Raw genomic sequence first — 20,879 nt, 5'->3', positions numbered from 1 at the left:
GTAAGTTGTACCTCCTTATTGGATTGGATGTGCAGCGGGGCGGTTCCAGGAAATAGCTCCACCGTATAGACCGTACCCGAAACCGACACAGGTGGTCAGGTAGAGCATACCAAGGCGCTTGAGAGAACTATGTTGAAGGAACTCGGCAAATTGCACGCGTAACTTCGGAAGAAGCGTGACCCCTTTTTACGCAAGTGGAAAGGGGTGGCACAGACCAGGGGGTAGCGACTGTTTATCAAAAACACAGGGCTCTGCGAAGTCGAAAGACGACGTATAGGGCCTGACGCCTGCCCGGTGCTGGAAGGTTAAAGGGAGAGGTGCAAGCTTTGAACTGAAGCCCCAGTAAACGGCGGCCGTAACTATAACGGTCCTAAGGTAGCGAAATTCCTTGTCGGGTAAGTTCCGACCTGCACGAATGGCGTAACGACTTCCCCGCTGTCTCCAACATAGACTCAGTGAAATTGAATTCCCCGTGAAGATGCGGGGTTCCTGCGGTTAGACGGAAAGACCCCGTGCACCTTTACTATAGCTTTACACTGGCATTCGTGTCGGCATGTGTAGGATAGGTGGTAGGCTTTGAAGCGGGGACGCCAGTTCTCGTGGAGCCATCCTTGAAATACCACCCTTATCGTCATGGATGTCTAACCGCGGTCCGTTATCCGGATCCGGGACAGTGTATGGTGGGTAGTTTGACTGGGGCGGTCGCCTCCGAAAGAGTAACGGAGGCGCGCGATGGTGGGCTCAGACCGGTCGGAAATCGGTCGTCGAGTGCAATGGCATAAGCCCGCCTGACTGCGAGACTGACAAGTCGAGCAGAGACGAAAGTCGGTCATAGTGATCCGGTGGTCCCGCGTGGAAGGGCCATCGCTCAACGGATAAAAGGTACGCCGGGGATAACAGGCTGATGACCCCCAAGAGTCCATATCGACGGGGTTGTTTGGCACCTCGATGTCGGCTCATCGCATCCTGGGGCTGGAGCAGGTCCCAAGGGTTTGGCTGTTCGCCAATTAAAGCGGTACGTGAGCTGGGTTCAGAACGTCGTGAGACAGTTCGGTCCCTATCTGCCGTGGGTGTAGGAATATTGACAGGATCTGTCCCTAGTACGAGAGGACCGGGATGGACATATCTCTGGTGGACCTGTTGTCGTGCCAACGGCATAGCAGGGTAGCTATATATGGAAGGGATAACCGCTGAAGGCATCTAAGCGGGAAACCCACCTGAAAACGAGTATTCCCTATCAGGGCCGTGGAAGACGACCACGTTGATAGGAGGCGTGTGGACGTGCAGTAATGCATGAAGCTTAGCCTTACTAATAGCCCGATTGGCTTCATCGTTCTCATTGACTATGCTCATCTCAAGGCCAACGCGTGAGCGTTGGTCCTGACAGAGCGAAGGCGAAAGCCTTTGCGACGGGCCCGGCGAACACGTCAGTGTTCGTCCGGTTTGTTGCACCAAAGACGTGTTCAACTAAGACAAAAGGGGGTTCGCCCCCGCCAGCTTCTCGATAAAGCGTTGCAATGGTCGCCCATTGCCACGCATACATTGCCCTTAATCGACCTGGTGGTCATTGCGGGGTGGCTGCACCCGTTCCCTTTCCGAACACGGCCGTGAAACACCCCTGCGCCAATGGTACTCCGTCTTAAGACGCGGGAGAGTAGGTCGCTGCCAGGTCTATTAAAGGCAATGCCATCCATAAGGATGGACCAAACAATCTTCTCACACATAACAAACCGGCCCCTGGCCAAACCAAGGGCCGCTCCCAAAGCGGCCTTTTGTCGTTGCTGGGGTTTAACGAAATAATGGGACGTTCGGTCTGTCGCCGGTGCGTCCCTCAAAGGAGACAAATCCTTCGGATTTGCTCCGGCACAGGCATCACGGCATGGCCGTGACGCAGACGCGAAATTTGGCAATGCCAAATTCGCTTGGCGCGGGGTGGAGCAGCCCGGTAGCTCGTCAGGCTCATAACCTGAAGGCCGCAGGTTCAAATCCTGCCCCCGCAACCACTGGCAATGCCAAATTCGCTTGGCGCGGGGTGGAGCAGCCCGGTAGCTCGTCAGGCTCATAACCTGAAGGCCGCAGGTTCAAATCCTGCCCCCGCAACCAAATCATCATTATTGAAAAACACCCGTAGCGAAAGCTGCGGGTGTTTTGCGTTTGTGGCCTAACCGAAGCGCACTAACGACCGATACGGGTCTGCCAAAGACGGATGGCGACAGATGGGTTCGGTTTTGCTGGCCTTCTCCTCGGACAATCCTGACAGCTCTTCGAGCGACGCTCGAGTTGCTAGCCTCTGCCAGGGCATAAGACGTAGCTGCACGCCCGCAGGTTTCAGCGCTCAAATGAAACTGCGAGACCGCTTTTCCTTCCTTGAGGTTGCAGGTTTGCCGTTCGCTGCACTATCGTGAAAGCCGATTGCCTGATGGAGGTTATCGTCCAAGGGCGGCGGGCTGCCGAAAGGTTTGCCGCTGACCGACATCCCCTCCGAATATGATGACGTTTGGACCCGTAGGCGCTGAGGCCATGAAAGGCTGTCAGTGAAACAAAGGAATGACATGTCTGATTTCGATTTCTTTTCCGCAAGGCGCCCGTCGACCCTGTCGACCGGCGCGATGATTGCCACGTCGCATCCGCTTGCCACGGCAGCCGGTCTGGAAGTCCTGCAGGACGGCGGCAGTGCCGTCGACGCAGCGATTGCCGCGGTTTCCGTCCAATGCGTCGTCGATCCCCTGATGACCGGGATCGGTGGCGATTGCTTTGCGCTCTACGCACCTGCGGGCGGTGCGGTCAAGGCGCTCAACGGTTCGGGCCGCGCGCCTGCCGCCGCCTCCGTTGCAGCCCTTACAGAGCTCGGCTTAAACGGCGAGATTCCCCAGACAAGCCCGCATTCGGTCACCGTCCCGGGTGCCATTTCCGCCTGGTGCCGTCTCCACACCGACCATGGAACTCTACCGCTCGAGCGCTTGTTCATGCGCGCGATCGGCTATGCGCGTTCCGGCTTTCCCGTCACGCCTCGTGTCGCGATGGACTGGAAGGGCAATGAAAAAGTTATCGCCGGCGACAGCCACGCCGCTTCGGTGTTTCTGCCTGAAGGCGAGGCGCCCGTTGCAGGCGCTGTCATCCGCCAGCCGCTTTTGGCAGACCGCCTCGAGGAGATTGCTGCAGGCGGGGCTGCCGCCTTCTACGAAGGGGAAACGGCGGAAAAGATGGTTGCCCATCTGCGCTCGCTCGGTGGTCTGCACACGCTCGAGGATTTCGCGGTTGGCAAGGATGGCGCGAACTGGGTGGATCCGGTCAGCGCCAGCTACAAGGGTTTCGACGTCCACGAATGCCCGCCGAATGGACAGGGGCTGGCGGCGCTGCTGATCCTGAAGATCGTCGAAGGCTTCGATCTCGCCGCCATGGACGAGGCGGATCGGATCCATGTGCACGCGGAGGCGACCAAGATCGCCTATCATCACCGCGACGCCCTGATCGCAGACCCCGACCATTGCGCGGGCGTTGCCGAACAGCTGTTGTCCGACGAAGTCGTTGCGACGCTCCGCAGCCGTATCGACATGAAGAAGGCACTGCCGCCGGTTCTGTGGGACGAGCCAGAACACAAGGACACGATCTATCTCTGCGTCGTCGATACGCAGGGCAACGCGATTTCCTTTATCAATTCGATCTTCCATCCCTTCGGCTCGACGCGTCTCGACCCGAAGACCGGCGTGCTGTTCCACAGCCGTGGCGCGTCTTTCCGGCTGATCGAGGGGCATCCGAATGCGATCGGCCCGTCGAAGCGCCCGATGCACACGATCATTCCCGGCATGGTGACGCAGGATGGCAAAACGGTGATGCCGTTTGGCGTGATGGGCGGCCATTACCAGGCAGCGGGTCATGCGGCCTTCCTGTCGGGCGTGATCGACAGAGGTCTCGATTTGCAGGCGGCCATGGACGTGCCGCGCAGTTTCGGCTTCGGCGGCGTGCTGGAACTCGAGCCCACCGTCAGCCCGGCGGTGCGGGCAGATCTTGAAGCGAGGGGCCATGTGCTGAAGATCGTCACCAGCCCGATCGGAGGCAGTCAGGCCATTCGCATCCGCGACGGCCTGCTCGAGGGCGGGTCGGACAGCCGCAAGGACGGCATGGCGCTCGGCTTCTAGCCATGGCGGCGTATTCCGTTACCGTCGTTCAGAAGTGCAAAAAGCCCGCCGAGTGCGGGCTTTTTGTCGTTCTAGCAGACAGAGGAACGCCCTAGCGCCACTGTTTCATTTCCGCGTCCACCAGCGCGCGCCATGCCTGGGAATCGATCAGAACCTGCGGAAACAGGCCCGGGATCTCGAAAAACAGGGCCGAGGGGTGCTCGTCCGAACTCCGTGCAGCGGCGGAGAGAAGCTCGTCGTGGCGCGGATCGTTGCAGTCCTGTAGCCGGCAAACGGCCGCAAGCCAGACGCCGACGACGTGCGCATAGGCCGCCCCATCCTCGCCTTGGCCGAGAACCTCGACTGCGGGTCCGAAAACACGCTGCGGGATCTTCTGGCTCGTATCCATCGCGATCTGCGCGCAACGATGCGCGATTGTCGGATTGGCAAAGCGTTGCAGAAGCTGCTGGATATAGGCCGACAGGTCGATGCCCGGGACCGGGTCGAGCGTCTTGACCACGGTGTTGAGATGTCGCTCGACATCGTCAACATGCCGTTCGACCGTCATCACGTCGCGTGTGCATTCCAGCCCGTCCAGCAGGCCCAGATGCGCAAGCAGCGTATGCGAACCGTTGAGAAGCCGCAGCTTCATTTTTTCATAGGGCTCGACATCGACGGCAAAGAGGGCGCCGGCGGCTTCCCATTGCGGTCGGCCGGAGACGAACTCGTCTTCGATCACCCATTGCAGAAACGGCTCCGTATCGAGCGCCAGTGCGTCTCCGACGCCGAGCAGTCGGGATGCGCGCTGCCGGGTTTCTTCCGTGGCGGCAGGCACGATCCTGTCCACCATGCTCGAGGGAAATGCACCGTTCTCGGCAATCCATTCGGCAAGAGCCGGGTCGCGCCGGTTTGCCATGTCGAGCACCAGCCGCCGCAGGATCTTGCCATTGGACGGAAGATTGTCGCAGCAGAGCACGGTGAAAGGCGCGACATCCAGGTTGCGGCGAAGCGCCAGCCCTTCGACGATGAAACCGATCGGGCCGACCGGCGCCTGCGGGTTTTGAAGATCCGCGGCAACGGAGGGGTGATCGGAATCGAGGCCGCCTGTCGTCGGATGCAGCCCGTAGGCCTTTTCGGAGACGGTGAGTGTGACGATCCGGATGTCGGGGCTGGCGAGATAGGCGAGAACCTGGTCGCGCTGGTCCGCAGCGCAGATCCAGTCGACGGTCGAACCGATCACCTCGGAACGATCGCCCTCGGTGTCGCGCACGGTGATCGAGTACAGCCCGTCCTGTTCGGCAATCGCTTTGACCGGCTCCGGCGAGCGCAGATTGACCGCAACGATGCCCCAGGGGCCAAACTCCGCCTCGAGCGCCTTTTGCGTATAGACCGCCTGATGGGCGCGGTGAAAGGCACCGAGCCCGAAATGCACGATCCCGGGGCGAAGTTTCGTGCGGTCGAATGTCGGACCGGTCACAGTTTCAGGCAACACCGTCGCGGATGAAAGTCTCTGCAGGGTCATTCTCTTGCTCCAAATTCCGGATGGCTGAGCGCGCGCTCGATGCCGCGTAGTTCCGCCAGACCCTTGAGCCGGCCGATCGCCGGATAGCCCGGCTGGGCGCCACGGGTGAGATCGTCGAGGATCTCCTGACCATGGTCCGGCCGCATGGCAATCCTGTGATCCTCACGTCCTTCGCGATGACGCCGCTTCTCCTCCTTCAACAGGGCGGCGATGACCGCCACCATGTCGGTACCGCCTTCGAGATGCTCGTCTTCGAAGAAGGAGCAGGGCAAGGAGTCCTCATCGCGCGTCACATTGCGCAGATGGACGAAATGGATGCGGTCGGCAAAACGCTCGGCAATCCGGGGGAGATCGTTATCCGCACGCGCGCCGAGCGAGCCGGAGCACAGCGTCACGCCATTGGCGCGGCTGTCGACTGCTTTGAGCATATGGGCGTAATCGTCTTCGGTCGAAAGAATCCGCGGCAGGCCAAGCAGCGGCCATGGCGGATCGTCCGGATGAGCGCAGATGTTGATCCCCACCTGTTCCGCCACCGGGACGACTTGCGAAAGGAAATCGACGAGGTTCGACTGCAGCTTTTCGCGGTTGATGCCGTGGTAAGTCCTCAGCTTTTCCAGAAGCTGGTCGAGCGAGTAGCCGTCCGCCGAGCCCGGCAGCCCGGCACCGATGTTGCGGCCGAGTGCTGCGATCCTGTCGTCCGCGAGCTCGGAGAAGCGCCTCGCCGCTTTGTCCTGCAGGGCTTCCGGATAATCGGCGGCCGCATCCGGTCGCTTCAGAATATGGATGTCGAAGGCGACGAAATCGGTAAGGTCGAAGCGCATTGCCTTTGCGCCGTGCCGCGTTTCCCAGCGCAGGTCGGTCCGGGTCCAGTCGAGGACCGGCATGAAATTATAGCAGACTGTGCGAATGCCGCTTTGCGAAAGGCGGCGCAGGCTTTCCTGCCAGTTGGCGACATGGGTGCGCCAGTCGCCGGTCTGGGTCTTTATCTCTTCCGAGACAGGCACGCTTTCGACCACATCCCAGTAAAGGCCGCCGGCCTTGATTTCCGCGTGTCGCTTCTCGATCTCGTCGGCCGGCCATACGGCCCCTGTCGGGATGTGATGCAGGGCGCTGACAATGCCCTCCGCGCCGGCCTGCGCCGCATCCCTTACCGAAACCTTGTCGATCGGTCCGAACCACCGCCAGGTATGCTTCATTCTGTTCTTCCCGTTTCATGGTCGAAAAGTGCGATCTGCACCTTGCAGGCGACGGAACGGTCCGAAGCCTGTTCAAAGGCGCTCACCGCGTCCTCGAGTGGATAGGTATGCGAAAGGATTGGCCGCACATCGATGGCGCGCCGAGAAATCAGATTCACCGCTTCTGCAAACTCGCGATCGAAGCGCTGCGAACCGCGCCAGTTGATTTCCTTGCCGACCAGCATGTTGAGCGGGATCGTGACATCTCCCGTCACGCCCACCTGAACAAGAGTTCCTCGCGGCTTCAGGGCTGCAAAGGCGGTGCGAAGCGCTGGGCCGGCGGCAGAGCAGTCGAAGGCCACATCGACCGTGCCTTTGCCTTCGAGATAGGGCGAAAGCGCTTCCGCGTTTTCGGCCACGTTAACCGTTTCGGTCGCTCCCATGGCGGGAGCCCGGGCAAGGGCTGCGTCGGCGAGATCGGTGACGATGATCTCGGCAGCACCTGCATACCGGGCCGCAGCGACGGTCAGAAGGCCGATCGGTCCAGCGCCGGTCACCAGCACGCGCTTGTTTTTGAGATCGCCGGCCTGGGAGACTGCATGAAGGCAGACTGCGAGCGGTTCCGCGCAGGCGGCTTCCTCAGGCGAAACATCGGCCGACACGGGATGGCACTGGATTGCCGGCACCACGAGATGATCGCGGAACATGCCCTGTTCGTGCGGCAGGCGCATGGCGCTGCCCATGAACCGCATTTCGAGGCAGTGGATCGGCTGCCCAATGCCGCAATAATGGCAATGGCCGCAGGGTTGGGACGGATTGACGGCGACCAGGGTGCCGACGCTGAGACCGGAAACGCCGTCTCCGATCGCTTCGACGAAGCCGGATGCTTCGTGTCCGGAAATGATCGGTTCGCGCACGCGGATCGGGCCGAAGCCGCCGTCCTGGTAATAATGCAGGTCAGAGCCGCAAATGCCGCCCATCGCCATGCGCAGGAGCACTTCACCGGGGCGAGGAGCTTTATAACCCTCGCTCTCGACCTTGAGATCGCGTTTGCCATGCAGGCGGACGACGCGGGTAAGCATGGGGATAGCCTCGTTTCATGCGTTTCGATCGGTCATTCCGCGCCGGTCTGGCCGACGCGGAATGTGTGTCTGTATCAGCGGATCAGGCCCATTTCAGTCGGCAGCCACAGCGTGATTGCCGGCACGAAGGTGATCAGCACCAGTGCGAGCAGCAGCGGCACCAGCCAGGGCAGGATGGCCATCGTAGTGCGCTCGACGGACAGTTTCGCGACGCGGGACAGGACGAACAGCACCATGCCGAGCGGTGGATGCAAGAGGCCAATCATCAGGTTCAGCGTCATGATCAGGCCGAAATGCACCGGATCGATGTCGAACTGCAAAACGATCGGCAGCAGGATCGGCACCAGGATGGTGATGGCGGCGATCGTATCGAGGAAGCAGCCGACGAACAGCATCAGAAGGTTGACGAGGATCAGGAACACCCACTTGCTGTCGGTCAGGCTGGTGATCGCCGTCGACAGAAGCTGCGCCGTCTGGCTGACCGTCAAAAGCCATGCAAAGACGGAGGCCGCGGCCACGATGAACAGCACGGAGGCCGTCGTTTCGATCGTGTCGAAGGTTGCCTTGGCAAGCGACTTGAAGGTCATGGTGCGATAGCGCACGAGGCCGAGGAACAGCGACCACAGCACGGCGGCAACGGCTGCCTCCGTCGGCGTGAACCAACCCATCGTCATGCCGCCGATCAGGATGACCGGGGTCATCAGCGCCATGACGGCGGAGAAGTCGAAATACCAGTCGCAGGCGAGAAGCACGACGAGCGCGATCAGGATCGACAGGTTGAGCGATAGCCCGGTCAGCGTCAGCAGATAGATACCAAGCGGCACCATGGCCACAACAAGGACCTCCGTCGATGCGCTGAGGATATTCCTCCAGCTGAACGGCGTATCGGAACCCCAGCGTTTCACATAGGCGAAGATGGCAACGGTCAGCATCATCAGCACCGTCATGACGACGCCCGGCACGATGCCGGCCATGAACAGCGCGCCGATCGAAACGTTGGCCATCATCCCGTAGATGACGAAGGGCAGCGATGGCGGAAAGATCGGACCAAGCGTTGCCGATGCCGCGGTGACGCCGACGGCGGCCTCGATCGGATAGCCGTGGTCCTTCATCGCCTTGATCTCGATCGTGCCGATGCCGGCAGCGTCGGCAAGCGCCGTTCCGGACATGCCGGAAAAGATGACCGAACCGATGATGTTGACCTGCGCCAAACCACCTTTCATCCAGCCGACCAGCGCGACTGCGAAAGAGTAGATGCGGCCGGTCACGCCGGCGCTGTTCATCAGGTTGCCGGCAAGAATGAAGAAGGGAACGGCCAGAAGCGGGAAGCTCTCGACACCGGCAATCAGCCGCTGCGCGACGATGATGTCAGGCGCAACATTGTAAAAGACGATGTAGAGGACCGACGAGGTTGCCATGGAGATGGCGACCGGAAGACCCAGCACCATCAGGAGAAGAAACGAACCGATAAGCAGCAGCATGAAATCAATCCTCGGCGTTCTGGAATTCTTCGGGGCGCTCGAGCACCGAATAACCGCGGCGCATGTTGGCGACGAAAACCTGGATGGAGCGCAGCAGCATCAGCACGAAGGCAACCAGCACGCTGTAGAAGACGATGTTGCGGGGCAGGTTCACGGTGACCATCTCCTCGCCCTCGACGATTTCCATGTACCGCCACATCAGCCATGATCCGTAGGCAAAGAAACCGACCCGGATAATGTCGACCAACGTCGCCATGATGCGCGTCACATGCGGCGGCAGGTAGTGATAGAGAACGTCCACCTGAATGTGGCGCGACATGCGCACGCACATGACGGCACCGAGGAAAACCACGCCGATCAGGCAATTGACGGCGATTTCTTCTGTCCAGGCATAGCTGTCGTTGAGGACGTAACGGGTAAAGAACTGCAGGAAGACGCAGCCCGTCATCACCCAGAACAGGGCAAGCGTGACCCAGTCCTCGAAGGCATAGATTTTAAGGTCCACATCGACGGGCGCTTCGTCGAATGTATGGGCGAGCTCCTCAGGGGTCACCTGAGTGTGGATTTCCGGGGATGTCGACATGGATCCGATCCAGTTTCACGAAGGGAAGGCGCGGCTCTTGCGAGCCGCGCGAACGTTGGCGTGATCCGCGTTACTTGATGGCGCGGATGGCTTCCCAATCGGATTTCGCGTAGCCGAACTCTTCGAAGGTCACCTTCTCGAGCACCGTCTTTTCGAAGTCGGCCTTGTCGACTTCAACAACGTTGAGGCCGCGCTTCTTGAAGTCCTCGACGAGCGCCTTTTCGCGTTCCTCAATGATCTTGGTGGTGCGGGTGGCGGCTTCCTGCGTCACTTCCGTGAAGATTTTCTTGTCTTCGTCCGACAGGCTTGCCCAGCGGCTCTTGGAAATGACCGTGTTGAGATGGTCGACGATGTGACCGGACAGAACGATGTTCTTCTGGACTTCAAAGAACTTCTTCGCCTCGATCGTGGTCAGCGGATTTTCCTGGGCGTCGACCGTGCCGTTCTGCAGGGCGAGATAGACTTCGGCAAACGCGATCGGCGTGGTGTTGGCGCCGCAGGCGCGAGGCATGGCAAGGTAGGCCGGAACGTCCGGAACGCGCATCTTGACGCCCTTCAGGTCGGCGCATTTTTCGATCGGCTTATTGGATGTCGTATGGCGCGTGCCGTAGTAGCTGACGGCTGTGATCACGTTGCCGGTCTTGTCTTCATAGCCCTTGGAGAGGCGCTTGAAGACGTCGCTCTTCACATAGGCGATGAGGTGCGCCGGATCGCGAAAGATGTAGGGGAAGTAGGTCACGCCGATCGGCTTGTAATCGCGGGCAGCGAAGCTGGAGCCGGAAATGATCATGTCGACCGTTCCGAGCTTCAGACCCTGGTTGATGTCGGCTTCCTTGCCGAGCTGCGACGCGGGGAAGACGTCGATCTTGTAGCGACCTTCGGTCCGCTTGGCGATTTCGCCTGCAGCCCATACGGATTCCGTATGGAACGGCTCCGAGGTCTCATAGACATGCGCCCACTTGAGCGCTGTTTGCGCCTGTGCGCCGATTGCCGACGCCATGACGACGGCGGCGGCACCTAAAATAGTGGTAAACTTCAACATAACTTTCTCCTCCCGAATTGAAATCTCAAACTATCGTCTCGATCCGCCGCCTCCTCGCGGTCGGATCAGTCGTTCCTCGTCGGCTCCTCTCCGAAGCTTTCCGAGAATCTCTTCTGCGACAGCGTCAAATGCTGCCGCATTGCCTCGCGCGCATCGGCGGGGTTGCCCGCAGCAAGCGCGTCGCGAATGATCTTGTGTTCTTCGAGTGCTGCCTTCCAGGTGTGCGGGCCTTCGAAATAGCTGGCCAGCTTGGTGAAATACGGCGACAGCCGCTTGTCGTAGATCAGGCCGGTAAAGCGGTTGAGCGCCGAATTGCCGATCATGTCCGCAATCGCCGTATGAAATGCCCGGTCCAGCGCCAGCGCATGGTGCGAATCGTCGAGCGAACCCTCCATCTCCGCAAGGATCGAATTGAGCTTGGCGATGCTCTCGCTGTCCGCCTTGCGGGCTGCCTCTTCGGCAATAGCGCTCTCGATCAGGCAGCGCGCCTGCAGGATCTCAAAAGGACCATCGCTGTCATCGGCGGCAAGGATTTCCGGCTGCCGGTTTGATCTGGCGCTGACATAGACGCCGGATCCCATGCGGATCTGGATCAGACCCTCGACTTCGAGCACGATCAGGGCTTCGCGAATGGTGGGACGGGACACGCCAAGGCGCTCGGCAAGCTCACGCTCGGCCGGCAAACGCTCACCGGCCCGGACTTCTCCGGCTTCGATCAGCGTACGAAGCTGTTCCGCGGCCTGCCTGTAAAGGCGGCGCGGCTCAAGGGCTACGAACATGGTGTCCTCCACGCGTCCTCCCGACGCGTAATGCGGTCAGATTGTCTTACCAATTTTGGGAAGTCAAGTGCCATCAACCTCTGACTGCAAAACCAGGTTTGGAACCGGCAGTTGCGCCCCGTAGCGACCAGCAAGTCCTTCGAAAGCCGCGTGTGTTGCCGGATCGAGCGTGACGCCAGATGCTTGTCGATCCGCTGCAACCGCCCATTCCCGGTCGCCTGGCGCCATGACCCGGCAGTCGGCACGGGCGGGAGAGTTTCGCAACACGTCCAGATAGCGTGTCATGCCCGCATCGAACGTCTCCCGATCGCCGAACGCCTCCGGCAGGATCGCAAAGACAAAGGCTCCGAGACCACGCGGCGTCGAAAAATCTGGACCGCCCATCGGGGCGAGGTCGAAACTCAGGCTCATGCCGGTCACGACAGCGCTGAGGATTTCCGCAAGCCCGGCAAGACCCGCGCCCTTGAAGCCAAATTCGCCGCCGAGCGGCGCCAGCATGTCGGCCTTGTTCGCATCGAGCGTGTCGATGCCCGAAACATCTGACGCGACCGACTGCGGCAGGGTCGTGCCCATGCTGCGGTAGAGCAGCACGCGGTTATAGGGAATGGCGCTGGTTGCCATGTCCAGCAACCACGGATCTTGCCCTTTCACCGGCACGCCGACGGCGATCGGGTTGGTGCCGTGGAAGCGCGATGCGCCCTCATGCAGGCGCACGAAACTGTCGGAATTGCAAAAGGTGAAGCCAATCACGCCCTGGCGGGCCGCCTCCAGCGCATAGGCGCCGGCCGGGCCGAAATGCGAACTGTTGCGGATCGCCACAGCGCCGATGCCGAACTGACGCGCGAGCGCGATTGCGCGGTCCATCGCCGTATAGGTCGCAAGTGCGCCATGCGCGTGATCCGCGTCCAGCGTCTCCACCGCTCCGAAACCGCCGACGGGTTTAAGCTTCGGCGCCTTGTTGAGGCGACCGCCTTCAAGCGCGGTCACATAATGGTCGAGAAGACGCACGCCGTGACTGTCCACGCCATGGCGGGTTCCATGCATCATCGCCCGCGTTGCAGCGTCTGCCGTCGCAGCGTCGGCGCCGCAAGCCAGAAGGACCTCGCGGCAGAAGCGATCGAGCTCCACAAGCGAAACGCACGCTCTGTCATTCCCAGTCGGCATGTCAGGACATCCTCCACAATGTCTTTTGTCTACACTAGACATCCGATTTGGAAGATGCAATCCATGCACTGCGATTTCGATCGATTGCGTTTCATGTCCTGGAGAGCCGAATGGCTGGCCCGTCCCCGAGGCTTCATCAACGCGTATGCGAGATACTGGCATCCGAGATCGCCTCCGGTGCGCTGTCTGCCGGCGCGTATCTGACCGAAACCAGCCTTGCCGACCGCTTCGGCATCAGCCGGGCGCCAGCGCGCCATGCCTTGGGCGAGCTTGAACTGCGAGGCCTGATGCAGCGCGTCCCTGGCAGGGGATACCAGATCCTGTCCTCGGAAAGCGGCACCGCGCCCGCCGCCCCGTCGAGCCATCCTGCGGGCTCCGACGAGAAGATCCATTTCCTGTCGAGCTGGGAACTGATCTACCGCCAGATCGAGATCGAGATCGTTTCCCGCACCTCGCTTGCCAGCTGGCGTATCAACGAAGCAGCGCTTGCCGCAGCCCACGGCGTCAGCCGAACCGTTGCGCGGGACGTGATGGCAAGGCTGCAGCAACGCGGCGTGGTGCTGAAGGACGATGCCGGCCGCTGGCTGGCGCCGGGCCTGACGCCTGTCCATGTCGGCCAGCTCTACGAGCTGCGCTGGATGCTGGAACCGCTGGCTCTCGAGCAGGCCTTCCCGCACTTGCCCGATGGATACGTGGCGGGATGCATCGAGTTCATCGAGCAGGCGATCGCCGCCGCCGAGACGGTCACCGGCGACATGCTCGACCGCGTCGAACATCAGCTGCATTCGGAGCTTCTCGGATATTGCGACAACCGCGCGCTGATGCAGGCAATCAGCCTGCCGCAGGCGATCCTGGTCGCCCACCATTTTCTCTATCAGCCGAAGACCACCGGCTATGACGGCGAGCCATTCCTGCTGGAGCATCTGGACGTGCTTTCGCCGCTCGCTTCCGGCGATATCGGCGCCGCATGCGATGCGCTGGAGAGGCATTTGCGGATCTCACGCGACCGCGCAATTGCCCGCATTAGGGCTGCCGCATCGCGAAACATCGCCCTGCCTGACCTGCCTTATCTGGAACGGCAGGGGCACGTCAAAACAGACTGATTTGAACCACCGGGAGGGAGGAGCCCAACAATGAAGATCAAATCCGTAGAGCCATTCATCCTGCATCTGCCGCTGACCTCGGACTCGATTTCCGACAGCACCCACAGCATCACCCATTGGGGTGTCGTCGGCACCGTGATCGAAACCACCGACGGGCTGAAGGGCTACGGCTTTACCGGCACACATGCGCATCTGGCTTCCGACCGGCTGATCACGGCCTGTATAAGGGATTGCTACGCGCCGCTGCTGATCGGCGAGGACGCAAACGAGCACCAGCGCCTGTGGACCAAGCTCGCACGCTATCCCTCCCTGCAATGGGTCGGCCGTGCGGGGATCACCCATCTGGCGCTGGCCGCCGTCGACGTCGCGCTCTGGGATCTCAAGGCGAAGAAGGCAGGCGTGCCGCTCTGGAGCCTGCTCGGCGGTGCAAGAACCGATCGTCTTGAAGCGTATAATACCGATATCGGCTGGCTGTCGTTTTCGCTGGAGGACCTGCTGGCCGGGTCGGCGCGCGCCGTGGAGGAAGAAGGCTTCACCCGGATCAAGCTCAAGGTCGGCCATGACGATCCCAATAACGATGTGCGCCGCCTGGAAGCGGTGCGCAAGCGGCTGGGCCCAGACGTGCGGATCGCCATCGATGGCAATGGCAAATGGGATCTCCCCACCTGCCAGCGGTTTTGCGAGAGAGCCCGCGATCTCGATATCTACTGGTTCGAGGAGCCGCTCTGGTACGACGATATTGCCGGACATGCGGCCCTTGCGAGAAGCAGCACGATCCCGATCGCGCTTGGCGAGCAGCTCTATACCGTTGATGCGTTCCGGGCGTTCATATCAGCCGGTGCCGTGTCCTACGTCCAGCCTGACGTCACGCGTCTCGGTGGCGTCACCGAATATATCCAGGTTGCGGACCTGGCACTGGCCCATCGGCTTCCCGTCGTGCCGCATGCGGGCGAGATGAGCCAGGTTCATGTCCATCTCAGCTACTGGCATCCGGCCTCGACGATTCTCGAATACATTCCCTGGATCAAGGATCACTTCGAGGAACCGTCCAATGTCGATGGCGGCATTTATCGAAGGCCACAGCAGCCAGGCGCCAGCACGACGGTGCTGAAGGAAAGCTTCGAGCGATACGGCAAGAGCCTCAGCTGAATGCGAAAGGCCGCCGGCGACGTTCGCCAGCGGCCTTCTCTACAACGTCGACAAACGCCGTCAGATCTCGAAGATATTCTCGAACGATTCCGGAAAGTTCTGCCGCGCCAGCTTTTCGTTGATGACAAGCATCGCCTCATAGGAAAGCGGGTCGAACGTTTTGTCGGCCGGCAGCACTTCGCGCCCGAACAGAAGGCTCAGACGCGCGGCATCGAGATTGCCGCGCTCGAAGGGTTCGGTGCCGAAGTGATGCCATAGCGCATGCAGAAATGCCCCGTCGATCTTGTGCTCTTTCGTGCCGGGACGAGCCCTGCGCGGCAGAGCCTTGATCGGCGTCACGCCTTTCGGATTGGCCCGGCGGATGGTGAACTGCACCCCCGTGCTTGGCATCCCGCCCGGAAAGCCTCGGTGTTTTGTCATTTCAGGCAGGTTTGCCATGTTCGTATCCTCAAGTCCTATGCGGCTGATCGGCTTTCAGCCGATCTTGTCTTGTGTCTTCGTATCGAAATCCGAAGCGTCGTGGCGCTCATGCAGCTGCTCGGATGGCTCGCCGGATGTCCGGTTGACCATGCGGCCGCGCTTGACGCCAGGCCGTGCGAAAACCTCCGCCGTCCAGCGCTGCAGGTTCTCATAGCTCTTTACCTCAAGAAAATCACCTGCATCGCCATAAACCTGGCCAAGCGCCAGCGTGCCGTACCAGGGGAAGATCGCCATGTCCGCAATCGTGTACTCGTCGCCCGCCATATAATGGTTGTCGGCAAGATGCCGGTCGAGCACGTCGAGCTGGCGTTTCGTCTCCATCGCATAGCGATCGATCGCGTATTTGATCTTGATCGGCGCATAGGCATAGAAATGTCCGAACCCACCGCCGAGAAACGGTGCCGAGCCCATCTGCCAGAACAGCCAGTTCATCGTTTCCGTGCGGGTGCGCAGATCGGTCGGCAGGAAGGCGCCGAACTTCTCCGCCAGATAGATTAGGATCGAGGCGGACTCGAACACGCGCAGCGGCTTGCCGCCATCCTTTGGCGCGTGGTCGCAAAGTGCGGGGATCTTCGAGTTCGGATTGATGTCGACAAAGCCGGATCCGAACTGATCGCCCTTGCCGATATTGATCATCCAGGCGTCATACTCGGCCTGTGTGTGACCGGCTGCCAGAAGCTCTTCCAGCATGATCGTCACCTTGACGCCGTTCGGCGTGCCCAGCGAATAAAGCTGCAGCGGATGCTTTCCGACCGGCAGTTCCTTGTCCTGTGTCGGGCCGGAGATCGGGCGGTTGATACTGGCGAACTGGCCGCCATTGCCCTTTTCCCAGGTCCAGATCTTCGGCGGCTCGTAGCCGGCAGGAAAATTGTCGGCAGGAGTTTTCTCGGTCATCAGGGCGGTCCTTCCTGAAAAATTGCTCTTAAAATACGAACGATGCCTGCGATATAGGAAAAACGAGAAGAGATTTCCCGTTTTATAGCGCCATCGTATCGCGTTTTTTGAGGCTGGTCAGGATCTCTCTATGCTGCCCCGTGGTGTTCCGAACGAGCGCAATGGTTAACCACGTACACGCAACTCCGCGATCGGTTCTTGTTCAGTTAACCGTTGCACCGGCACTGTCCAGCTATTGGAGGACACCCGTGCCTGCTTCAGGCGGAGACGTGTCCCACAACAAACAGGGCGAACGGTTTTCCAGCGACGAACTCAACGTTGCGGCGAAGCTGGAAAAGGTGGTGAACATGGCAGTCAGAGCGGTCGTATCGATAGAAGAGGGTGTTTCCGCAGATGCCTCGGCGTTTGCCGCGCGGCTGGACGCTGCCCGTTCGCGCCTTGAGGAACGCTTCACCGAAGGCGGACGAGCGCTTCTTTCCATTCTCGACGTTCTCAACCGCTTGGTCGCCTCGCTCGATCAGGCCGAGAGCTCGCTCGACGCAGAAACGGCGAACGCATCCCTGTTCGAGCTCACCCAGACGGTCGCGCGGCTTTCTCAGCTGAGCGAAAACGAGAAAGGCCGACAGGTCCAGTTCACCCTCATTTCCGACGCCCAGGGGCACCTGAAGGGCCATGCCGAGGACATGCAGGAAACCCTGCGCTATCTGCGCACCTTTGCAGTTACTGCAAAGATCACCGGCGCCGGAATTGCCGACTTTGCAGGATTTGCTGAGGAAATCCTGCAAAGGATTCAGGACGGCACCCGTCAGGTCAATGATTTCTCGGACAAGGTCCAGTATCTCGGCCAGGGACTGGGTTCCCTGATCACAAGAGGGAAGAGGATTGTAAGCTCCTACGAGGACACAATCCCGCAGATCGCAGCAGGACTGTCGAACGGCGGCGAGGCGATCGCTCTCAATCGCAGATCGATGATCGAACAGGCTGCAAGCGTCCGGGCAATCGCGCGCGGCATCCAGACCAAGCTCGCCTCGACGCTGTCTGCCATGCAGATCGGCGACACAACCCGCCAGCGGATCGAGCATTGCCAGTCAACGCTCACGCTCCTCGACGATTTTCTGGCCTCACCGGACGCTACGCCGCTGACCGGTCCTCAGCGCGACAACCTGTCCGCTGTCATCCGGAGGCTTGTCTCCCATCAGCTCAGGCAGTCCATCGATCATTTCGAGCGTGACACGGCAAAGATCGTCGCAAGCGTGACGAGTTTCCGTTCAGAGCTCCAAAAGATCGATGCAATCCGGGAAACGATGGCAGAAGGCCAGGGCAGCGACGCCGCCATGCGCCAGCTCGACACCGGCGTCGGCGTTGCGCGCGAAGCGGTTCGCCAGATCGAAGCCGTTGCCGGCGAGGCGACGGAACTCAGCCGGTCGACCGGCCAGACCGTAAGCGAGCTCGTCACCAGCATCGGCGTCGTGCAACTGGTCCGCACCGATATTCACTACATGGCCCTCAATACCAATCTGCGCTGCGGCAGGATCGGAGATCAGGGCAAGGCGATCAACGTGGTTGCCGCCGAACTGCGCAATTACGCGGGCGAACTGGATGGTGCCGCCGACAAGATCCTCGTTCATCTCAGAATGCTGGAAGAATCTGCGCAAAAGCTCAGCGCCTGCGAAGATACGGGCGGCTCGCTCGATCTTCGGCTCGAACAGGCACTCGCCAATATCCGCGTTGTCGGCGATCGCAGGGAGACCGAAATGTCGCTGCTTGGCGAACACAGCCGATCCGCCGTCGGCGAAATCGATGCCTCGCTTGCTCGGCTTGATTTCAAGATTGAGCTTGGTGAGGTTTTGCGGGCCTGCGCGGAAGAGGGCGAAGCCTTCGCAAGCGCCCGGCCACTGGCCGCCATCGAGCCTGCCCTCATCGAACTCGGGGCTCGCATTTCCGCCCTTTACACAATGGGTTTGGAACGGGAACTGCACGCGAAGATCATGGGAACCACACCCCTTGGCGAAACGTCCCTCGTCTCCGTTGCATGAGTGACGACACGCTGTTTTCAGGCGTCATCGGCATCGACGGCCTCCAAGTCAGACCGATTAAATACCCGCTGGACCTTGACCTTTCGCCGGGCCTTTGTCATGTGACCGCCTTCATTTGACGAAGCGCCCCATCGGGACGAGCCCCGGCGGCGTTATACGAAAGAAACAACATGACCAAGCCCACATCCTCGGCGCCGTCGCAGCGCATGCTTCGTGTTGGCGAACAGGTACGCGCCGCCATCACCCAGGTCCTGCAACGTGGCGAAGTCCGCGACGACCTGCTCGAGAAAACCGTGATTTCCGTTTCGGAAGTGCGCATGTCGACCGATCTGAAGGTCGCGACGGCCTATGTGACGCCCCTTGGCGTCGCTGACCATGACATCGTGATCGCAGCGCTTAACCGGCATGCCAAGTATATCCGCGGCCGAATAGCCGGCCAGCTCCGTCAGATGAAATACATGCCGGAAGTGCGCTTCCGCGACGATACGAGCTTCGACAACTACAAGAAGATCGACGAGCTTCTTCGCTCGCCGGAGGTCCAGCGTGATCTCAACAGCGACGAAACCAAAGACCAGAAATAACAATCAAGAAGTATTGATGTCCAAACCCCGCAAACCAAAGGGCCGGCCGGTTTCCGGCTGGCTTATTCTCGACAAGCCGATCGATTTCGGCTCGACCGAAGCCGTGTCCAAGATCAAGTGGCTGTTCAATGCCCAGAAGTGCGGCCATGCCGGCACGCTGGATCCGCTTGCGTCAGGCATGCTGCCGATCGCGCTCGGCGATGCGACGAAGACCGTGCCCTATGTCATGGATGGGCGGAAGATCTACGAATTCGCCGTCACCTGGGGCGAGGAACGGTCGACCGACGACCTCGAAGGCGCCGTTACCGCATCGTCCGACAGCCGTCCGAGCGAAGAACAGATCCGCGCACTTCTGCCCAACTACACCGGCACGATCAATCAGATCCCGCCGCAGTTTTCCGCCATCAAGATTGCCGGCGAACGGGCCTATGATCTGGCCCGCGACGGCGAGACTGTCGAGATCCCCTCGCGCGAGGTCCAGATCTTTCGCCTGACGCTCCTCGGTGTGACACCGGACAAGGCGCATTTCGAAGTGGAATGCGGCAAGGGCACCTATGTTCGGGCGCTCGCCCGTGACTTCGGCCGCGATCTGGGCTGCTACGGTCATATCTCGGAACTGCGCCGCACCTTCGTCGCGCCCTTTGCCGAAGACCGCATGGTGCCGCTCTCCGAACTTGTGGCGCTGGAACAGATCGAGGATCGCGACGAACGGCTGGCAGCCCTTGATGCCTTCATGATCAACACGTCTGAAGCGCTTTCCAGCCTGCCGCATCTGCCTGTCACAGACGATCAGGCCCACCGCATCAAGATGGGCAATCCGATTATCCTGCGCGGCCGCGATGCACCGGCCGACGAAGCGGAAGCCTATGCGACGGTGCGTGGCAAGCTGCTTGCCATCGGCGAGATCGGCCAGGGAGAGTTCCGTCCGAAGCGGGTGTTTGGCTGAGCCTCTTCCATTCTCTCCTTGAATGGTCTATAGGCACCGCCAGCAAAAGCAGGCTTTTCCGCCTGTTTTGCGTTTCACGGCCAAGACTGGACGACATCCCGGCCTTAGGCGACCCATAATCCTCATATTCGAAAGGATAACACGATGTCGATCACTGCAGAGCGCAAGGCCGAGCTCATCAAGGAATACGCAACCGTTGAAGGCGACACCGGTTCGCCGGAAGTCCAGGTCGCGATCCTCACCGAGCGGATCAACAATCTGACCGAACACTTCAAGGGCCACAAGAAGGACAACCACTCCCGTCGTGGCCTTCTGACCATGGTTTCCACACGTCGTTCGCTTCTCGACTACGTCAAGAAGAAAGACGAATCCCGTTACAGCAAGCTGATTGCTGCTCTGGGCATTCGCCGCTAAAAATTTCCGGCGGGCGCTCAATCGGGCGCCTGCCGGTTTCTCATTCGGGCCAAGCGTCCGATGGAATGTTTGCGATGCGCTTTATCTCGCGCCGCAAGAATGCCCGCAGACCCGGATGGGCCGGATCTGCAAAAAACAAACCGTTGACCTGTCATGGGGCAGGATTGCCGGATGCTTTCGACCAGGGATCACTCAAAAACCCTGAGCAGACGTCGACCACCGAAGTCGCCGACCCGAAGCCTCCCGTTGTCTTGCCCGTGATCTGTCACATCGATTGCGGTCGACTATGCACTGCGCCGGCTACGGCACTGCGCGTGCTCCCGCATTAAA

Annotated in this window: 17 protein-coding genes, 2 tRNA genes and 2 rRNA genes (1 of these 21 cut by a window edge); 11 read left to right on the top strand and 10 right to left on the bottom strand. The window is 60.4% G+C overall.

What is annotated here, in order from left to right:
- From ASG19_RS06390 to ASG19_RS06370, 5 genes are all read left to right on the top strand, one after another.
- Nucleotides 1-1,334 (top strand): 23S ribosomal RNA (locus ASG19_RS06390) (it extends 1,591 nt beyond the left edge of the window).
- A 222-nt stretch (nt 1,335-1,556) separates the two neighbouring features.
- A 5S ribosomal RNA gene (rrf, locus tag ASG19_RS06385) occupies nt 1,557-1,671 on the top strand.
- Between the two features lie 255 nt (nt 1,672-1,926).
- Nucleotides 1,927-2,003, top strand: a tRNA-Met gene (locus ASG19_RS06380).
- A 23-nt stretch (nt 2,004-2,026) separates the two neighbouring features.
- Nucleotides 2,027-2,103: transfer RNA gene (locus ASG19_RS06375), tRNA-Met, on the top strand.
- Nucleotides 2,104-2,552: 449 nt separating this feature from the next.
- A complete protein-coding gene (locus tag ASG19_RS06370) occupies nt 2,553-4,139 on the top strand; it encodes a gamma-glutamyltransferase family protein (protein ID WP_062454270.1) in 1,587 nt (528 codons plus the stop codon).
- A 91-nt stretch (nt 4,140-4,230) separates the two neighbouring features.
- On the opposite strand, the gene ASG19_RS06365 is transcribed toward ASG19_RS06370, so the two are convergent.
- The 8 genes from ASG19_RS06365 to ASG19_RS06330 form a co-directional block, all read right to left on the bottom strand.
- The gene (locus ASG19_RS06365; RefSeq protein WP_062454269.1) at nt 4,231-5,640 is read right to left on the bottom strand and encodes a mannitol dehydrogenase family protein; all 1,410 of its coding nucleotides are present in this window, start codon (nt 5,638-5,640) and stop codon (nt 4,231-4,233) included.
- Complete coding sequence (gene uxuA, locus ASG19_RS06360; protein WP_062454268.1) at nt 5,637-6,836, bottom strand: mannonate dehydratase; 1,200 nt, start codon at nt 6,834-6,836, stop codon at nt 5,637-5,639. Before uxuA ends, ASG19_RS06365 begins: the two co-directional genes overlap by 4 nt.
- A complete protein-coding gene (locus tag ASG19_RS06355) occupies nt 6,833-7,897 on the bottom strand; it encodes an L-idonate 5-dehydrogenase (RefSeq protein WP_062454267.1) in 1,065 nt (354 codons plus the stop codon). Before ASG19_RS06355 ends, uxuA begins: the two co-directional genes overlap by 4 nt.
- A gap of 74 nt (nt 7,898-7,971) precedes the next feature.
- Nucleotides 7,972-9,378 (bottom strand): TRAP transporter large permease, encoded by a 1,407-nt coding sequence (locus ASG19_RS06350; protein WP_062454266.1) that lies wholly within the window; start codon nt 9,376-9,378, stop codon nt 7,972-7,974.
- 4 nt (nt 9,379-9,382) lie between these two features.
- A complete protein-coding gene (locus tag ASG19_RS06345) occupies nt 9,383-9,961 on the bottom strand; it encodes a TRAP transporter small permease (RefSeq protein WP_062454265.1) in 579 nt (192 codons plus the stop codon).
- 70 nt (nt 9,962-10,031) lie between these two features.
- A complete protein-coding gene (locus tag ASG19_RS06340; RefSeq protein ID WP_062454264.1) occupies nt 10,032-11,003 on the bottom strand; it encodes a sialic acid TRAP transporter substrate-binding protein SiaP in 972 nt (323 codons plus the stop codon).
- Between the two features lie 65 nt (nt 11,004-11,068).
- On the bottom strand, nt 11,069-11,782 hold the full coding sequence (locus tag ASG19_RS06335; protein WP_062454263.1) for a FadR/GntR family transcriptional regulator: 714 nt from the start codon (nt 11,780-11,782) through the stop codon (nt 11,069-11,071).
- A gap of 63 nt (nt 11,783-11,845) precedes the next feature.
- The gene (locus ASG19_RS06330; RefSeq protein ID WP_062454262.1) at nt 11,846-12,946 is read right to left on the bottom strand and encodes an Ldh family oxidoreductase; all 1,101 of its coding nucleotides are present in this window, start codon (nt 12,944-12,946) and stop codon (nt 11,846-11,848) included.
- 110 nt (nt 12,947-13,056) lie between these two features.
- Here ASG19_RS06330 and ASG19_RS06325 point away from each other — a divergent pair, with 110 nt between their 5' ends.
- Nucleotides 13,057-14,049, top strand: coding sequence for a GntR family transcriptional regulator (locus ASG19_RS06325; RefSeq protein WP_062454261.1), 993 nt, complete (start codon nt 13,057-13,059; stop codon nt 14,047-14,049).
- Between the two features lie 30 nt (nt 14,050-14,079).
- Entirely contained in the window at nt 14,080-15,198 is a 1,119-nt protein-coding gene (locus ASG19_RS06320) for a mandelate racemase/muconate lactonizing enzyme family protein (protein ID WP_062454260.1), read from the top strand.
- 60 nt (nt 15,199-15,258) lie between these two features.
- Here the strand turns inward: ASG19_RS06320 and ASG19_RS06315 are convergent, their stop codons facing one another.
- Together ASG19_RS06315 and yghU are read right to left on the bottom strand one after the other, a co-directional pair.
- Complete coding sequence (locus tag ASG19_RS06315) at nt 15,259-15,636, bottom strand: hypothetical protein (RefSeq protein WP_062454259.1); 378 nt, start codon at nt 15,634-15,636, stop codon at nt 15,259-15,261.
- A gap of 36 nt (nt 15,637-15,672) precedes the next feature.
- Complete coding sequence (yghU, locus tag ASG19_RS06310; protein WP_062454258.1) at nt 15,673-16,572, bottom strand: glutathione-dependent disulfide-bond oxidoreductase; 900 nt, start codon at nt 16,570-16,572, stop codon at nt 15,673-15,675.
- 269 nt (nt 16,573-16,841) lie between these two features.
- Here yghU and ASG19_RS06305 point away from each other — a divergent pair, with 269 nt between their 5' ends.
- The 4 genes from ASG19_RS06305 to rpsO all read left to right on the top strand — a co-directional run bounded on the left by ASG19_RS06305 (nt 16,842) and on the right by rpsO (nt 20,549).
- The gene (locus tag ASG19_RS06305; protein ID WP_062454257.1) at nt 16,842-18,608 is read left to right on the top strand and encodes a hypothetical protein; all 1,767 of its coding nucleotides are present in this window, start codon (nt 16,842-16,844) and stop codon (nt 18,606-18,608) included.
- Nucleotides 18,609-18,778: 170 nt separating this feature from the next.
- Nucleotides 18,779-19,189, top strand: a complete 411-nt coding sequence (gene rbfA / locus ASG19_RS06300) for a 30S ribosome-binding factor RbfA (RefSeq protein WP_062454256.1) — start codon at nt 18,779-18,781, stop codon at nt 19,187-19,189.
- 16 nt (nt 19,190-19,205) lie between these two features.
- Nucleotides 19,206-20,135 carry a tRNA pseudouridine(55) synthase TruB gene (gene truB, locus ASG19_RS06295; protein WP_062454255.1) on the top strand — a complete coding sequence of 310 codons (930 nt, stop codon included), beginning with the start codon at nt 19,206-19,208 and terminating at the stop codon, nt 20,133-20,135.
- 144 nt (nt 20,136-20,279) lie between these two features.
- Nucleotides 20,280-20,549, top strand: a complete 270-nt coding sequence (gene rpsO / locus ASG19_RS06290) for a 30S ribosomal protein S15 (RefSeq protein WP_062454254.1) — start codon at nt 20,280-20,282, stop codon at nt 20,547-20,549.
- The last annotated feature ends 330 nt before the right edge of the window (nt 20,550-20,879 follow it).

The sequence above is a fragment of the Rhizobium sp. Leaf306 genome, from assembly GCF_001423425.1.
Taxonomy (GTDB): Bacteria; Pseudomonadota; Alphaproteobacteria; order Rhizobiales; family Rhizobiaceae; genus Neorhizobium; species Neorhizobium soli.
The sequence above is the reverse complement of the archived record's forward strand: the minus strand, read 5'-3'. Positions and strand labels throughout refer to the sequence as shown.

Excerpts from the sequence above, each read along its gene's own strand:
- ASG19_RS06365 (WP_062454269.1), bottom strand. The coding sequence starts at position 5,640 with ATGACCCTGCAGAGACTTTCATCCGCGACGGTGTTGCCTGAAACTGTG.
- rpsO (WP_062454254.1), top strand. The coding sequence starts at position 20,280 with ATGTCGATCACTGCAGAGCGCAAGGCCGAGCTCATCAAGGAATACGCA.
- uxuA (WP_062454268.1), bottom strand. The coding sequence starts at position 6,836 with ATGAAGCATACCTGGCGGTGGTTCGGACCGATCGACAAGGTTTCGGTA.
- ASG19_RS06330 (WP_062454262.1), bottom strand. The coding sequence starts at position 12,946 with ATGCCGACTGGGAATGACAGAGCGTGCGTTTCGCTTGTGGAGCTCGAT.
- ASG19_RS06315 (WP_062454259.1), bottom strand. The coding sequence starts at position 15,636 with ATGGCAAACCTGCCTGAAATGACAAAACACCGAGGCTTTCCGGGCGGG.
- ASG19_RS06345 (WP_062454265.1), bottom strand. The coding sequence starts at position 9,961 with ATGTCGACATCCCCGGAAATCCACACTCAGGTGACCCCTGAGGAGCTC.
- rbfA (WP_062454256.1), top strand. The coding sequence starts at position 18,779 with ATGACCAAGCCCACATCCTCGGCGCCGTCGCAGCGCATGCTTCGTGTT.
- yghU (WP_062454258.1), bottom strand. The coding sequence starts at position 16,572 with ATGACCGAGAAAACTCCTGCCGACAATTTTCCTGCCGGCTACGAGCCG.
- ASG19_RS06355 (WP_062454267.1), bottom strand. The coding sequence starts at position 7,897 with ATGCTTACCCGCGTCGTCCGCCTGCATGGCAAACGCGATCTCAAGGTC.
- ASG19_RS06350 (WP_062454266.1), bottom strand. The coding sequence starts at position 9,378 with ATGCTGCTGCTTATCGGTTCGTTTCTTCTCCTGATGGTGCTGGGTCTT.
- truB (WP_062454255.1), top strand. The coding sequence starts at position 19,206 with ATGTCCAAACCCCGCAAACCAAAGGGCCGGCCGGTTTCCGGCTGGCTT.
- ASG19_RS06340 (WP_062454264.1), bottom strand. The coding sequence starts at position 11,003 with ATGTTGAAGTTTACCACTATTTTAGGTGCCGCCGCCGTCGTCATGGCG.
- ASG19_RS06325 (WP_062454261.1), top strand. The coding sequence starts at position 13,057 with ATGGCTGGCCCGTCCCCGAGGCTTCATCAACGCGTATGCGAGATACTG.
- ASG19_RS06370 (WP_062454270.1), top strand. The coding sequence starts at position 2,553 with ATGTCTGATTTCGATTTCTTTTCCGCAAGGCGCCCGTCGACCCTGTCG.
- ASG19_RS06320 (WP_062454260.1), top strand. The coding sequence starts at position 14,080 with ATGAAGATCAAATCCGTAGAGCCATTCATCCTGCATCTGCCGCTGACC.
- ASG19_RS06335 (WP_062454263.1), bottom strand. The coding sequence starts at position 11,782 with ATGTTCGTAGCCCTTGAGCCGCGCCGCCTTTACAGGCAGGCCGCGGAA.